General features: G+C 71.7%; 12 protein-coding genes. 8 read left to right on the top strand and 4 right to left on the bottom strand.

What is annotated here, in order from left to right; translation table 11 throughout:
• Nucleotides 1–172 precede the first annotated feature (172 nt).
• On the top strand, nucleotides 173–772 hold the full coding sequence (locus QF037_RS11205; protein ID WP_307024143.1) for a nucleotidyltransferase family protein: 600 nt from the start codon (nucleotides 173–175) through the stop codon (nucleotides 770–772).
• A gap of 184 nt (nucleotides 773–956) precedes the next feature.
• Nucleotides 957–2,591, top strand: a complete 1,635-nt coding sequence (gene aceB / locus QF037_RS11210) for a malate synthase A (RefSeq protein WP_307024146.1) — start codon at nucleotides 957–959, stop codon at nucleotides 2,589–2,591.
• On the opposite strand, the gene QF037_RS11215 is transcribed toward aceB, so the two are convergent.
• Genes QF037_RS11215 through QF037_RS11225 form a run of 3 tightly spaced genes read right to left on the bottom strand, consistent with a single transcriptional unit; the run spans nucleotide 2,581 to nucleotide 5,257 of the window.
• Nucleotides 2,581–2,874 (bottom strand): SelT/SelW/SelH family protein, encoded by a 294-nt coding sequence (locus QF037_RS11215; protein WP_307024148.1) that lies wholly within the window; start codon nucleotides 2,872–2,874, stop codon nucleotides 2,581–2,583. The genes aceB and QF037_RS11215 overlap by 11 nt on opposite strands.
• Nucleotides 2,871–3,776: a HipA family kinase gene (locus tag QF037_RS11220; protein WP_307024149.1), complete on the bottom strand. Its 906-nt coding sequence runs from the start codon at nucleotides 3,774–3,776 to the stop codon at nucleotides 2,871–2,873. The genes QF037_RS11215 and QF037_RS11220 overlap by 4 nt, the downstream gene beginning before the upstream one ends.
• A gap of 20 nt (nucleotides 3,777–3,796) precedes the next feature.
• Entirely contained in the window at nucleotides 3,797–5,257 is a 1,461-nt protein-coding gene (locus QF037_RS11225; RefSeq protein WP_307024151.1) for an IucA/IucC family protein, read from the bottom strand.
• Nucleotides 5,258–5,343: 86 nt separating this feature from the next.
• Here QF037_RS11225 and QF037_RS11230 point away from each other — a divergent pair, with 86 nt between their 5' ends.
• Genes QF037_RS11230 through QF037_RS11240 form a run of 3 tightly spaced genes read left to right on the top strand, consistent with a single transcriptional unit; the run spans nucleotide 5,344 to nucleotide 8,952 of the window.
• The gene (locus tag QF037_RS11230) at nucleotides 5,344–6,858 is read left to right on the top strand and encodes an IucA/IucC family protein (protein ID WP_307024153.1); all 1,515 of its coding nucleotides are present in this window, start codon (nucleotides 5,344–5,346) and stop codon (nucleotides 6,856–6,858) included.
• Nucleotides 6,859–6,874: 16 nt separating this feature from the next.
• On the top strand, nucleotides 6,875–8,149 hold the full coding sequence (locus tag QF037_RS11235) for a VWA domain-containing protein (RefSeq protein WP_307024155.1): 1,275 nt from the start codon (nucleotides 6,875–6,877) through the stop codon (nucleotides 8,147–8,149).
• Nucleotides 8,149–8,952 (top strand): hypothetical protein, encoded by an 804-nt coding sequence (locus QF037_RS11240; protein WP_307024157.1) that lies wholly within the window; start codon nucleotides 8,149–8,151, stop codon nucleotides 8,950–8,952. The genes QF037_RS11235 and QF037_RS11240 overlap by 1 nt, the downstream gene beginning before the upstream one ends.
• Before the next feature lie 67 nt (nucleotides 8,953–9,019).
• Here the strand turns inward: QF037_RS11240 and QF037_RS11245 are convergent, their stop codons facing one another.
• A complete protein-coding gene (locus QF037_RS11245) occupies nucleotides 9,020–9,658 on the bottom strand; it encodes a winged helix-turn-helix transcriptional regulator (protein WP_307024159.1) in 639 nt (212 codons plus the stop codon).
• An 87-nt stretch (nucleotides 9,659–9,745) separates the two neighbouring features.
• Between QF037_RS11245 and QF037_RS11250 the strand changes: the two genes are divergently transcribed.
• The 3 genes from QF037_RS11250 (at nucleotide 9,746) to QF037_RS11260 (ending at nucleotide 12,819) form a co-directional block, all read left to right on the top strand.
• Nucleotides 9,746–10,954 carry a pyridoxal phosphate-dependent aminotransferase gene (locus QF037_RS11250; RefSeq protein WP_307024161.1) on the top strand — a complete coding sequence of 403 codons (1,209 nt, stop codon included), beginning with the start codon at nucleotides 9,746–9,748 and terminating at the stop codon, nucleotides 10,952–10,954.
• A gap of 66 nt (nucleotides 10,955–11,020) precedes the next feature.
• Entirely contained in the window at nucleotides 11,021–12,175 is a 1,155-nt protein-coding gene (locus QF037_RS11255; RefSeq protein WP_307024163.1) for a serine hydrolase domain-containing protein, read from the top strand.
• Between the two features lie 32 nt (nucleotides 12,176–12,207).
• Complete coding sequence (locus tag QF037_RS11260; protein WP_307024165.1) at nucleotides 12,208–12,819, top strand: histidine phosphatase family protein; 612 nt, start codon at nucleotides 12,208–12,210, stop codon at nucleotides 12,817–12,819.
• The last annotated feature ends 2 nt before the right edge of the window (nucleotides 12,820–12,821 follow it).

A 12,821-nucleotide genomic window follows, 5' to 3' on the forward strand; every position in this document is an offset into this window, starting at 1 on the left:
ACGCCGTTGTGCGCCCTACGTCGTGATCCCGCCCGAACCGCCCCATGGCGTTGGCCGGGCGCCGGGGACGGGGGTCAGTAAACGCCAGCCGACAGGGGCCGCGCCACTCCGCGGACCGAAATTCAGCCCCTGGAAACCGGCCGGCACGCGGGGCGTCAGGTATGCAGGACCCATGACGGACAACACGCACCAGGTCGCCGGGCTGCTCCTCGCCGCGGGAGGCGGCCGGCGGCTGGGCGGACGCCCCAAGGCGCTGCTCGGACATCGTGGCAGGCCATTGATCGAACACGCGGTGGGCGTCCTGCGCACGGCGGGCTGCGCGCGCGTGCACGTGGTGCTGGGCGCGGCCGCCGACGCCGTACGCGAGACCGCGCGGCTCGACGGCTGCGTGCTCGTGGACAACCCCGACTGGGAGCAGGGCATGGGCTCCTCGCTTCGAGCGGGTCTCGACTCGTTCTCCGGCACGGACGTGCGGGCCGCGCTCGTGTCGCTGGTCGACCAGCCCGGTATCGGACCGGAGGCGTACGCGCGCGTGCTCGGCGCGTACACGTCCCCCGGCTCCCTGGTCTCGGCCGCGTACGACGGCGTACGCGGGCATCCCGTGCTCTTCGGATCCGCCCACTGGGCGGGGATCGCCGCGACTGCCACGGGAGACCGGGGGGCACGTGCCTATCTGAAGGAACGCGCCGGGGAGATCACCCTCGTCGAGTGCGGGGACGTCGCCCGGCCGTACGACGTCGACACCGTCGAAGATCTGCAGCACCTGGAGTGAGCGAGGTGGCACTCAGCGCCACGTTCGCTCGACTCGGAGAATCTCGACATCAACAAACCATTGAACTTCCACGATGAGGAAACTAGTATCCACTGATCAGAAGCGCCCTATCCCTCCCAGGGCGTTCCTCGCCGTACCCGGTTCGAGTGGCACCCGGTGCCAACGCTGAAGGAAGTGACAGCTCATGTCCGCACCAGCGCCGTCCCCGCTGGCCATCGTCGACGCCGAGCCCCTGCCCCGGCAGGAGGAGGTGCTCACCGACGCGGCCCTCGCCTTCGTGGCCGAGCTGCACCGCCGGTTCACGCCCCGCCGTGACGAGCTCCTCGCCCGCCGTGCGGAGCGCCGCGCCGAGATCGCCCGCACCTCCACGCTCGACTTCCTGCCGGAGACCGCCGCGATCCGCGCGGACGACTCGTGGAAGGTGGCCCCCTCCCCCGCGGCCCTGAACGACCGCCGCGTCGAGATCACCGGCCCCACCGACCGCAAGATGACCATCAACGCCCTCAACTCGGGTGCGAAGGTCTGGCTCGCGGACTTCGAGGACGCCTCGGCGCCCACCTGGGAGAACGTGATCCTCGGCCAGGTCAACCTGGCCGACGCGTACACCCGGAACATCGACTTCACCGACGAGAAGTCGGGCAAGTCGTACGCCCTGCGCCCGGACGAGGAGCTCGCCACCGTCGTGATGCGGCCGCGCGGCTGGCATCTCCACGAGCGCCACCTCGTCGACGCCGACGGCTCCCAGGTGCCGGGCGCCCTCGTCGACTTCGGCCTGTACTTCTTCCACAACGCCCAGCGCCTGCTCGACCTCGGCAAGGGCCCGTACTTCTATCTCCCCAAGACCGAGTCGCACCTCGAAGCCCGCCTGTGGAACGACGTGTTCGTCTTCGCGCAGGACTACGTCGGCATCCCCCAGGGCACCATCCGCGCCACCGTCCTGATCGAGACGATCACGGCGGCGTACGAGATGGAGGAGATCCTCTACGAACTCCGCGACCACGCCTCCGGGTTGAACGCGGGCCGCTGGGACTATCTGTTCTCCATCGTCAAGAACTTCCGTGACGGCGGCGCCAAGTTCGTCCTGCCGGACCGCAACCTGGTGACGATGACCGCCCCGTTCATGCGGGCGTACACCGAACTCCTCGTCCGCACCTGTCACAAGCGCGGCGCGCACGCGATCGGCGGCATGGCGGCGTTCATCCCGTCCCGCCGGGACGCCGAGGTCAACAAGGTCGCCTTCGAGAAGGTCCGCGCCGACAAGGACCGCGAGGCCGGCGACGGGTTCGACGGCTCCTGGGTCGCCCACCCCGACCTGGTCCCGATCGCCCTGGAGTCCTTCGACAAGGTCCTCGGCGACCGGCCGAACCAGAAGGACCGCCTCCGCGAGGACGTCCACGTCGAGGCGGCCGACCTGATCGCGATCGACTCGCTGGACGCCAGGCCGACGTACGACGGTCTCGTCAACGCCGTCCAGGTCGGCATCCGCTACATCGAGGCCTGGCTGCGCGGTCTCGGCGCGGTCGCCATCTTCAACCTGATGGAGGACGCGGCCACCGCCGAGATCTCGCGCTCGCAGATCTGGCAGTGGATCAACGCGGGCGTCGAGTTCGAGCACGCGGGAGAGACGGTGAAGGCCACGCCCGAGCTGGCCCGCGAGATCGCCGCCGAGGAGCTCACGAACATCCGCGCGGAACTCGGCGAGGAGGCGTTCGCCGCCGGCCACTGGCAGCAGGCGCACGACCTGCTCCTGGAGGTCTCCCTCGACGCCGACTACGCGGACTTCCTGACGCTGCCCGCGTACGAGCAACTCAAGGGCTGACGTCCTCCTGCGCGGCCCTGTCCGAGTGGCCCAGGGACTTTCCCGGGGCCACTCGGTCGCGTACGGCCTGCTTCACGGCGGTGGGCTCCGGGAAGCCCTGCTTCTTGCGGTCCCAGACGACCTCGTCGTCGACCCGGACGACGAAGACGCCACCGGTGCCGGGCTTGAGCGACAGCTCGCCCAGCTCCGTCTCGAAGGTCGTGAGCAGCTCCTGCGCCAGCCAGGCCGCGCGGGGCAGCCAGCGGCACTGGGTGCAGTACTCGATCTGTACGACGGGACTCATCCGAGGTGCACCGACCAATCCTGTTCCGCCGCCGGTTTGCCGTGCAGGTCGGGGACCCGCTTCAGCCAGTCCGGACGGCCCTGCTGTGTCTTCGCCGCGCGGAGGGCCTCCTCCGCGGCGAGTTCCTCCCGGGTGGGGAAGTCGGTGGGCAGCCAGGCCTGCGAGGCCTGGACGCGCGCGTGGAGGTACTCCACGTAGGCCTCACGCGCCAGGGACGGCGCGTCGAAGTCCGTCAGCCAGGCGTCGGGGACCTCGGCGACGACGGCGCGCAGCAGTTCCTCGGTGACCTTCGGCGCCAGCTCCGCGTCGGCGGCGCGTACGTCGGGGGCGTAGTGGCCGAGGGCGTGGTGGCGGAAGTCGTAGCGCTTGGCGGGGTCCGAGCCGTCCCAGCGGTGGTGGAAGACGAGGGCCGCGCCGTGGTCGATCAGCCACAGGCGCGGGGGCGCGACGCCGAGCGTGGGCCAGACCATGAGGTTGGAGCTGTGGACGGTACGGTCCACGTTCACGGTCAGGGCGTCGAGCCAGACGATCCGGCCCGCCTCCAGGGAATCGACGCGGAACGTCCTGGCGACTTCCGGGGTGAAGTCCGCGGCGCCCGACAGGTAGTCCATGCCGAGGTTGATCCCCGCGCTGGCGCCGTGGAGTTCGCGCACCTCCTGGTGGGGCTCGCTGTCGGCGATCGCCGGGTCGAAGTGCACGAGGACCAGTTCGGGGAAGCGCAGTCCGAGCGCGCGGGCCAGCTCGCCGACGATCACCTCGGCGACCAGGGCCTTGCGGCCCTGTGCGGAGCCGGTGAACTTCACGACGTACGTCCCCAGGTCGTCGGCCTCGACGACTCCGGGCACGGAGCCGCCGGACCGCAGCGGGGTCACGTATCGAACAGCAGTCACATCGCGCAGCACACGGGCCAGGGTAATTCAGATCATGTGGCGGCCAGCGGGTTAGGAAGGGGGAGGTAGCGCGCGTCCGCGCCGTCGGCTCCGGTCCAGCGCAGCAGCAGGTTGGTCTTGCCGGGCAGGGTGGGCGAGGCGAGCAGGGCCCTGATCTCCGGAAGGTCGTGGCGGACCAGTTCACGGCGGACGGCGGGCCAGGGGTCGAGACCGGGATGCCGCTCGGCGAGGACGGCCGCGACCTCGCACAGATGGTTCACGACCAGCGTGTACACCAGCCGCTCCCACCCGGCCGCCCGGCCCACGTCCGACAGCAGCTTCACGCCCTCGGCGTCCCGGAACAGCGCCTGCACAGGCGTTCCGCCCGGGTCGACGGCGACCAGCGTGTTCTGCAGATGTGCCTCGAGTACGACGCCATGGTCGGCGAAGGCGGCGAGGGCGGGCGGTACGACGGCGCGCAGATACGCCTCCCACCAGGCCGCGCCCCCGGACGGGCTGCCCTCGAAGCCCTCCACGAGGCCCGCGGCCAGCAGCGGGGTTGCGCCGGTCCTGAGATGGCCGTGGAAGCCGTCGCGGACCAGGACCGCCAGTTCCTCGAAGGCGAAGTCGGCAGTGCGGTAGCCGCGGTCCGACAGCCAGGCCGCCGGCCCCCCGGCGAACGCGCGGACCGCCGCCGCGTCGGTCGTACGGAGTCTGAGCAGGTCGTGGCGCCACAGGCGGCGGATGTCGTTGGTGATCCGCACGTCCAGGCTGAACTTCAGGAACAGGTCGTGCTCGGGGGCGTACAGGGTGCGGATCGCGGCCGTGGGCCAGGCGTCGAAGCCGGTGGTGCCGAGGCGGATCAGACGGCCGTCGGCGAAGGCGTCCGAGAGGTCGACCAGGTCGAGCTGCCAGGGGTGGGCGGGCAGCAGCCGGTAGCCGGGCGGGGCCGCACCGAGGGCGTCCAGGGCGGCGGTGTCGCCCTCGTCCACGACCGTGTCCTCGCGTACGCCGAGCAGCGTCAGCGGGAAGCGGGCGTGCGCCTCGGGCGCGTACGGCAGCCAGCCGGCGGCCGGGCCGCCGCCGCGCGCCTTCGGGGCGGGGTGGTACGGGTGGCCCGTGAGGAGGGACTGCTCGGAGAGCAGGTACGGGTCCATGGGCGGCGTGGCACGCGCGCGTGCGGCGAGGATCGCGGCCACCGCGTCCCGGCTGTCGATCATCTCGGCGGGCAGGTCGGGGTTGGACAGGCCGGTGTGGCGGGTCAGTTCCTCGACGACGAGCTTCACGAGCTCCGTGTGGCCGATGCGCCGCCAGTGACCGCCGACGTCCACCTCGGGGTCCGCGGGCCGCCGTTCGCCGCGCACCCGCAGCAGTCGCCCGCTCGGCAGCCTGTGCGTGCGCGGCTCGCCGGAGCCCGGGAGCGGCTCGGCGACCTCGCGCAGCAGACAGTTGAGCAGCGGCGCCGAGGCATGGGCGTCGGCGGCGGCCGGGGGAATGAGGTCCACGCGGTTCACTCGTTCTCTACGGGCGGGCGGAGACGATCAGTATCTATGTCGTCACCCCCGCCGTGACGCCCTACCCGTACCCGAGGAGCCCGCCCGTGCACCGTCCCCCCACCGCCGAGGCCGAGGTCGCCGAAGAGCTGGCCGCAGTGCGCCCCGACCTCGTGTCGCGGTACACGGCCGAGCTCCCCGGCGCCCGCGCGGCCGTACTGACCCGGCTGTGGCGGGCGCTGGCCCATGAGCCGCTGCCTTGGGTCACCCGTCGCGAACGCGCCCGGGACGCCCTCGTCCTGCGCCTCCGTGACGGACGCCGGCTCCAGGGGCCGCCCGCCGACCCGTACGCGACCGCCGCGTACGTCACCGTCGTCCACCTCGACGACCTGGCGTACGACGATCCGGCACGGCTGACGACCGACCTCGGCGTACCGCACGGCCCGGAACTGGCCGCCGAGCTCGGCCACAGCGTCGCCTCGACGGCGCTGTCACGGGCCGGGCAGGAGAACCCTGCGGACGAGTGGCCCGGGACCGACTGGGAATGGGAGCAGCGAGTGGTCGACGGACACCCGTACCACCCCAACTGCCGTTCCCGGCCCGGCTTCTCGGTGGCCGAGCAGCTGGCGTACGGTCCCGAGCACCGGCCGCTCGTCGCGTTGCGCCTCATGCCGGTCAGGGCAGACGAGTGCCTGGTGACCGGCGGGTGGCCGGACGGGATGCGGGACGGGGGGCGGCTGTTGATCCCGGTGCATCCCTGGCAGGCGGCCCATGTGCTGAAGCGGGCGGGCGACGAGGGGCCGGTGGCGCATCCGCTGATGTCCCTGCGCACGCTGGCCCTGGCCGACGGCGGTCCGCATGTGAAGACGGCCCTGAGCGCCCGGCTGACGTCCTCGCTGCGGGACATCTCCATCTACTCGATCGGCCTGTCGGCGACCCTGTCGGCATTCGCGGAGACGCTCACCGCGCACACGGACGGTCTGCTGCACTTCACCCGCACCCTGGGCGCCGCCACGGCCCACTCCCCCGACCTGGCCGCCGTCCTGCGCGAATCGCCGCAGATGTACGCCGGGAGCGGCGAGCGCGTCGTCCCGGTGGCCGCGCTCGCCACCACCGGGCTGCCCGAATCCCCGGGCTGGCTGGCGGAGTTCGCGCGGCTCGCGCTCACCGTGGGGCTGCGGCTGCTGGAGCTGGGCGTGGCGCTGGAGGCACACGGCCAGAACCTCCTGGTGGTGCTCTCCTCGACGGGCGCCCCGCTGCGGCTGGTCTATCGCGACCTCGCCGACATCCGGGTCAGCCCGGCACGGCTGACGCGACACGGGCTCCCGGTACCGGAGTTGACGGGCCGGATCGTCACGGACGACGAAACCACCCTGCGGCGCAAGCTGTTCGGGGCACTGGTCGCCGGAGCCCTGGCGGGGACGGCGGGTTCGGGTACGGCGCTGGGCGCGGCGCTGGAGACCGTCGTAGGTGATCTTCCGCGCACACCGGATCTGGTGGCGCTTGTCGAGAACCCGCTGCCCGCGAAGGCGTTGACGCTGATGAGACTGTCACCGGGGACGCCCGGGGACCAGTGGGCGCGGCTGCCGAACCCGGCCCGTTTTGGAGTGCGGCACTCCTGATCAATAGGATCCGCCGATGATCACACGTAAACGGCTGGCGGCAGGAGTGTGCACCCTGCTCGCCGCCCTCACGGCCGGGATCGCCCTCCCGACCGGGGCGGCCGCCGGCGAACCCACGGGCGGGACCGCGCCCCAGGTCGACCTCGTCCTCGACGTGAGCGGCTCCATGCGGACGGCGGACATCGACGGCGGCACCCGGATGGCCGCCGCGAAGCAGGCCTTCAACGAGGTGCTGGACGCTACGCCCGAGGAGGTCCAGCTCGGCATCCGGACCCTCGGCGCCAACTATCCCGGCGACAACCAGAAGACGGGCTGCAAGGACACCGCGCAGCTCTATCCGGTCAGCACGCTGGACCGTACCGAGGCCAAGACGGCGGTGGCGACCCTCTCCCCCACCGGCTGGACGCCGCTCGGGCCCGCGCTGCTGAAGGCGGCCGACGACTTCACCGAGGGCGCCGGTTCCAAGCGGATCGTCCTGATCAGCGACGGCGAGGACACCTGCGCCCCGCTCGACCCGTGCGAGGTGGCCCGCGAGATCGCCGCCAAGGGCATCGGTCTGACCATCGACACGCTCGGCCTGGTCCCGAACACCAAGATGCGGCAGCAGCTGAGCTGCATCGCGGAGGCGACGGGCGGTACGTACACCTCGGTGGAGCACACCGAGGAACTCACCGACAAGGTCAATCAGTTGGTGGACCGAGCGGCCGACCCGGTGGTGACGCCGGTGGCCACCGAGGGCGCCGCCGAGTGCGCGAAGGCGCCCACCTTGAAGTCCGGGCTCTACACGGACCGCGAGGAGTTCGGGCAGGAGCGCTGGTACCGCGTGGAGGTCTTCAACGGACAGGAGCTGCGGGCCTCGGTGAGTGTGGCGGCCGACCGGGCCGTGAACCCCGCCCACGGGACCCTGCTGCGGGCCGTCACCGTGCACGGCCGTGAGATCGTGCGCGGCGAGGCCGCCGGCAACGGGCGCACGGACGTCGTCTCCACCGGGCTGCGCTATCCGAAGCCCGAACGGGACGACGACGACAGCGACAAGCCGGCCGCCGAAGTCGTCTGCCTCCAGGTCACCCACTCCCTCTCGGCCGCCTCCGGTGTGAAGACCACGCCCGGTCTGCCGCTCGAACTGACCGTGGACGTCGTGGACGCGCCCTCGGCCGCCGACGACGTGGCCTCGTTCGGTCTCGGACGTGGCTGGTGGCTGCTCGGCGTACTGATCCTCACCGGCTTCCTCGCCGGTGTGCTCTGGGGCTGGCTGTCGCGCTGGCGGGTCGCGGTCTGGAGGACCAACTGATGAGGATCACACGCGTGTTGAGTGCCGCGGCGCTCATGCTCGGGCTGGCGGTCTCCCCCGCGGCCGCCGACTCGTCGCCCTCCCCCTCGGCCTCCGCCGACGACGCCGCGCCCACCTCGGCCGGTACGTCGTTCCGTACGGCGACCGAGATCGAGCAGGGGCAGCAGGCCACGGCGAGCGGCTCCACCGGTGACTACCAGTACTGGTCGTTCCCCGCCGACGCCGGACAGCGCCCCACCGTGAAGGCGACGGTGAAGCTGCCGAAGACGCATGCCGCGCAGACCTGGCAGGTCGACGTGTACGACGGACTGCGCCGCCGCCAGGCCTGCCAGTACGGCGCGCAGACCCGCACCGCCGCGGCGGACGCCGCCTCCGTGGAGCTGGCCTGTGTGCTGCGCACGGTCCGCGCCTGGTCGGAGCCGTGGGCGAACGACCCGCTGCCGGGGACGTACTACATCCGGCTGACGGCCGTCGGCCTCGCCACGGCCGACCTCGGCCAACCGGTCGACACCTCGGTCCGGGCCGACTCCAAGGACATCGGCGGCGCGGCGGCGGTGGACGGCTCACTGGCCGAGCCGCTGGTGCCGGGCATCGCGGTCACGTCCGCGTCCGACGAGGAGACCTCGGAGTCGTCGGCCGTGCTGTCCGCCATCGAGCCCGAGGACGGCTGGTCCTCGGGCTGGTGGTCCGACCGCTGGGTGTGGACCGTGCTGGGCGGTGTGCTGGCCGCGCTCGCGGGGGTCGGCGGGTACACCCTGACGCGCGGGGCGGGACGTCCGCGGCAGGTGCCGCCGGGCGCCTGACGGGACATCAAGAAGTCCTGGGAGAAGGCCCGCTGCTCAGTGCGGCGGGCCTTCTCGCATGTCTGCCTCATGCCTCCCGCAGGGCCTTCGCGAGCGCTCCGTCGCCGGTCACCTCGATACGTCCGTCCCGGACCGCGTCGGTCACGCTCACCTCTCCGCGGCTGATCGCCGCGCAGGTCCCGGTGTCCAGGACGAGCCGCGCGTCGGGCTCCCCGGGCGCGGGCCCGTCGCCGTAGACCGGCCCGTCCTCGGCGCCGACGTTCAGATGGAAGTGCCCTTCCTCCAGCCGGACTTCGACGAGCCCCTCGCCTTCCCCCCGGTCCCGCAGGGCGCGCAGCATCGGCAGCGCGAACCAGTGCGCCCGCACCGCGTCCGTCGGCCGCAGCTCTCCGAGTTCCGCCTCGCCCCACGCGCCCAGCGCCTGCAGTACGGGCAGCAACTCCCGTCCCCGGGACGTGAGTTCGTAGACGTTCGCCGCGCCGGGCGGCGGCAGCCTGCGCCGGGTGGCCAGTCCGTCGCGCTCCATGTCCTTCAGCCGCGAGGCGAGTACGTCCGTGCTGACGCCCGGCAGATCCGCGTGCAGGTCCGAGTAGCGGCGCGGGCCTGCGAGCAGCTCGCGGACGATCAGCAGGGTCCAGCGGTCGCCGACGGTGTCGAGCGCACGCGCGGCGGAGCAGTACTGGTCGTAGCTTCGGCGAGGTGACATGCGACGCAGTCTAGACAAGTCGTTGGACTTTCCAAGCGGCTACTTGGTAAAACCAAGCAACACCAGAAACCGGAGAGGCAGCAGCGCATGGAGTTCCGGCAGTCCAGCAAGCTCAGCGAGGTCTGTTACGAGATCCGCGGCCCGGTGATCGAGCACGCCAACGCGCTGGAGGAGGCAGGGCACAGCGTGCTGCGCCTCAACACCGGCAACCCGGCGCTCTTCGGTTTCGAGGCGCCGGAGGAGATCGTCCAGGACATGATCCGGATGCTCCCGCAGGCGCACGGCTACACGGACTCCAAGGGCGTCCTCTCCGCCCGCCGGGCGGTCGCGCAGCGCTACCAGTCCCTGAGCCTGGAGATCGACGTCGACGACGTCTTCCTCGGCAACGGCGTCTCCGAGCTGATCTCGATGGCCGTCCAGGCGCTCATCGAGGACGGCGACCAAGTCCTCATCCCCGCCCCGGACTTCCCGCTCTGGACGGCGGTCACCACCCTCGCCGGCGGCAAGGCGGTCCACTATCTGTGCGACGAACAGGCCGACTGGTACCCCGACCTGGCCGACATGGAGTCGAAGATCACGGACCGCACCCGGGCCGTCGTGATCATCAACCCCAACAACCCCACGGGCTCGGTCTATCCGAAGGAGATCGTCGAGGGCATCCTCGACCTCGCCCGCCGGCACGGCCTGATGGTCTTCGCCGACGAGATCTACGACCAGATCCTCTACGACGACGCCGTGCACCACTCGGCCGCAGCGCTCGCCCCGGACCTGGTCGTGCTGACCTTCTGCGGTCTGTCCAAGACGTACCGCGTGGCCGGCTTCCGCTCGGGCTGGCTGGTGATCACGGGCCCCAAGCAGCACGCCAAGGACTATCTGGAGGGCCTGACCATGCTGGCCTCCATGCGGCTGTGCGCCAACGCCCCCGCCCAGTACGCCATCCAGGCCGCGCTCGGCGGCCGCCAGTCCATCCGCGAGCTGACCGTGCCGGGCGGCCGGCTGTACGAACAGCGCAACGTGGCCTGGGAGAAGCTCAACGAGATCCCCGGGGTGTCGTGTGTGAAGCCGAAGGGCTCGCTGTACGCGTTCCCGCGGCTCGACCCCAAGGTGTACAAGATCCACGACGACGAGAAGTTCGTCCTGGACCTGCTGCTGCGGGAGAAGATCCAGGTCGTCCAGGGCACCGGCTTCAACTGGCCCACCCCCGACCACTTCCGCATCCTGACGCTCCCTCACGCCGACGACCTGGAGGCGGCGATCGGGCGGATCGGGCGGTTCCTGAGCGGCTACCGGCAGTAGGGAATGCCGGACATCCGCTTCCTGTTGATCGGCTCCATACGGGACCGACGACTGAGGGGAAGCGGGATGTCGTACGACGTGCAGGGCACCGTGGCCGACGGCTTCGAGGGCGTGCGCGAGGAGTTCGCCGCCTTCGTCGCCGAGGAGGCGCACGACCCGGGCGCACAGCTGGCGGCGTACGTGGACGGCCGGCAGGTGGTCGACCTGTGGGCCGGGGAGGACATCAGCGGCTCCTCGCTGACCAGCCTGTACTCCATCACCAAGGGTGCCGCGCATCTGGTCGTGGCGCTGCTGGTGCAGGAGGGCGTCCTCGACCTGGACCGTGAAGTGGCCGCCTACTGGCCCGAGTTCGCCGCCGAGGGCAAGGACCGACTCACGTTGCGGGAGCTGTTGGAGCACCGATCGGGCGTGGTCGGCGTAGACGGCGGTTTCACCACGCAGGAGTTGGCCGACGACCGGCTGATCGCCGCGCGGCTGGCCGGACAGAAGCCGCTGTGGGAGCCGGGGGCGGCGTACGGCTACCACGCCTTCGTCATCGGCGCGCTCACCGGAGAGGTGGTGCGGCGGGTCACCGGGCGGTCGGTCAGGGAACTGTACGAGGACCGCATCCGGGCGCCGTACGGGATCGACTTCCACCTCGGCCTGCCCGAGGAGTTGGAGCCACGGTGGCGGGAGGTGCTGCCGCTGGAACCCACAGCGGAGCAGCTCGCGGCGCTGCGGGAGCGGGTGGCCGAGCCCGACAGCATCCCGGGCATCGCCATGAACGCGAACGCGCCCGAGCGGACCGACATCGTGGCCTTCGGCAACACCCGCGCCGTGCGGGTGCTCGGTCCGGCCTCCTCGGGCGGGGTGGGCAACGCGCGCGGGGTGGCCCGGATGTACGCCGCCGCGATCGGCACGGTGGACGGGCGGCCGCCGCTGCTCACCCGGGAGACGGTCGCCGCGTTCGGGGGCCGGCGGACACCGGGGACGGATCTGGTGACCGGGCAGTCGGGTCACTTCGGGCTCGGGTTCGAGTATCTGACCAGGCGATACCCGTTCCTCGGGGAGAACACGATCGGGCACAGCGGCGCGACGGGCTCGCTCGGCTTCGCCGACCCGGCGAGCGGGGTGGCGTACGCCTACACGCGGCGCCGTTTCGCGTTCCCGTCCGGCGAGGGCGCCTCCCCCGAGAACGGCCGTCTGGCCGAGTCCGTCGTGCGGGCCGCCCGCGCCGCATGACACCGTGTTGACAGGCATGGCAGGAGGACGGCGTGGGTGACCTGTTTCTCGTCCGGCACGGTGAGACCGAGTGGTCGCGGTCCGGACGGCACACCGGATGGACGGACGTGCCACTGACCGAGCACGGGCGGGCGGAAGCACGCGGCCTGGTGCCGCTGATCCGCTCGCACCGCATCGGCGCGGCCTTCGTCAGTCCCCTCCAGCGGGCCCGCGAGACGGCCCAGCTCATCGGGGTGCCCGACGCCCGGGTCGACGTGGACCTGCGGGAGTGGGACTACGGCGGCTACGAGGGGATCACCACCGTCGAGATCCAGCGCACCCGGCCGGACTGGTTCCTGTTCACGGACGGGGTCGCACCGGGGCCCCCGGACCGTCCCGGGGAGACGCCGGAACAGGTCGGCGAGCGGGCCGACCGGGTCCTGGCCAAGGTGGACGCGGCCCTCGCCAACACCGAGGGCGTGGTCCTGCTGGTCGCCCACGGGCACTTCCTGCGGGTGCTCACGGCGCGCCGGCTCGGGTTGCCGGCGGCGCGGGGGGCGCTGTTCCAGCTGGCGACGGGGACGGTCTGCCGACTGGGCACGGAGCATGGGCGGCCGGTGGTGGCGGGGTGGAATGTCAGACCCGATGTCAGACCCCCGTCGTAGTC

It is taken from the genome of Streptomyces canus (assembly GCF_030815415.1).
Taxonomy (GTDB): domain Bacteria; phylum Actinomycetota; class Actinomycetes; order Streptomycetales; family Streptomycetaceae; genus Streptomyces; species Streptomyces canus_F.

Bases quoted from the DNA above. Each gene is read 5' to 3' on its own strand.
- QF037_RS11205 (WP_307024143.1), top strand. From the start codon at position 173: ATGACGGACAACACGCACCAGGTCGCCGGGCTGCTCCTCGCCGCGGGA.
- aceB (WP_307024146.1), top strand. From the start codon at position 957: ATGTCCGCACCAGCGCCGTCCCCGCTGGCCATCGTCGACGCCGAGCCC.
- QF037_RS11215 (WP_307024148.1), bottom strand. From the start codon at position 2,874: ATGAGTCCCGTCGTACAGATCGAGTACTGCACCCAGTGCCGCTGGCTG.
- QF037_RS11235 (WP_307024155.1), top strand. From the start codon at position 6,875: ATGATCACACGTAAACGGCTGGCGGCAGGAGTGTGCACCCTGCTCGCC.
- QF037_RS11240 (WP_307024157.1), top strand. From the start codon at position 8,149: ATGAGGATCACACGCGTGTTGAGTGCCGCGGCGCTCATGCTCGGGCTG.
- QF037_RS11245 (WP_307024159.1), bottom strand. From the start codon at position 9,658: ATGTCACCTCGCCGAAGCTACGACCAGTACTGCTCCGCCGCGCGTGCG.
- QF037_RS11250 (WP_307024161.1), top strand. From the start codon at position 9,746: ATGGAGTTCCGGCAGTCCAGCAAGCTCAGCGAGGTCTGTTACGAGATC.
- QF037_RS11255 (WP_307024163.1), top strand. From the start codon at position 11,021: ATGTCGTACGACGTGCAGGGCACCGTGGCCGACGGCTTCGAGGGCGTG.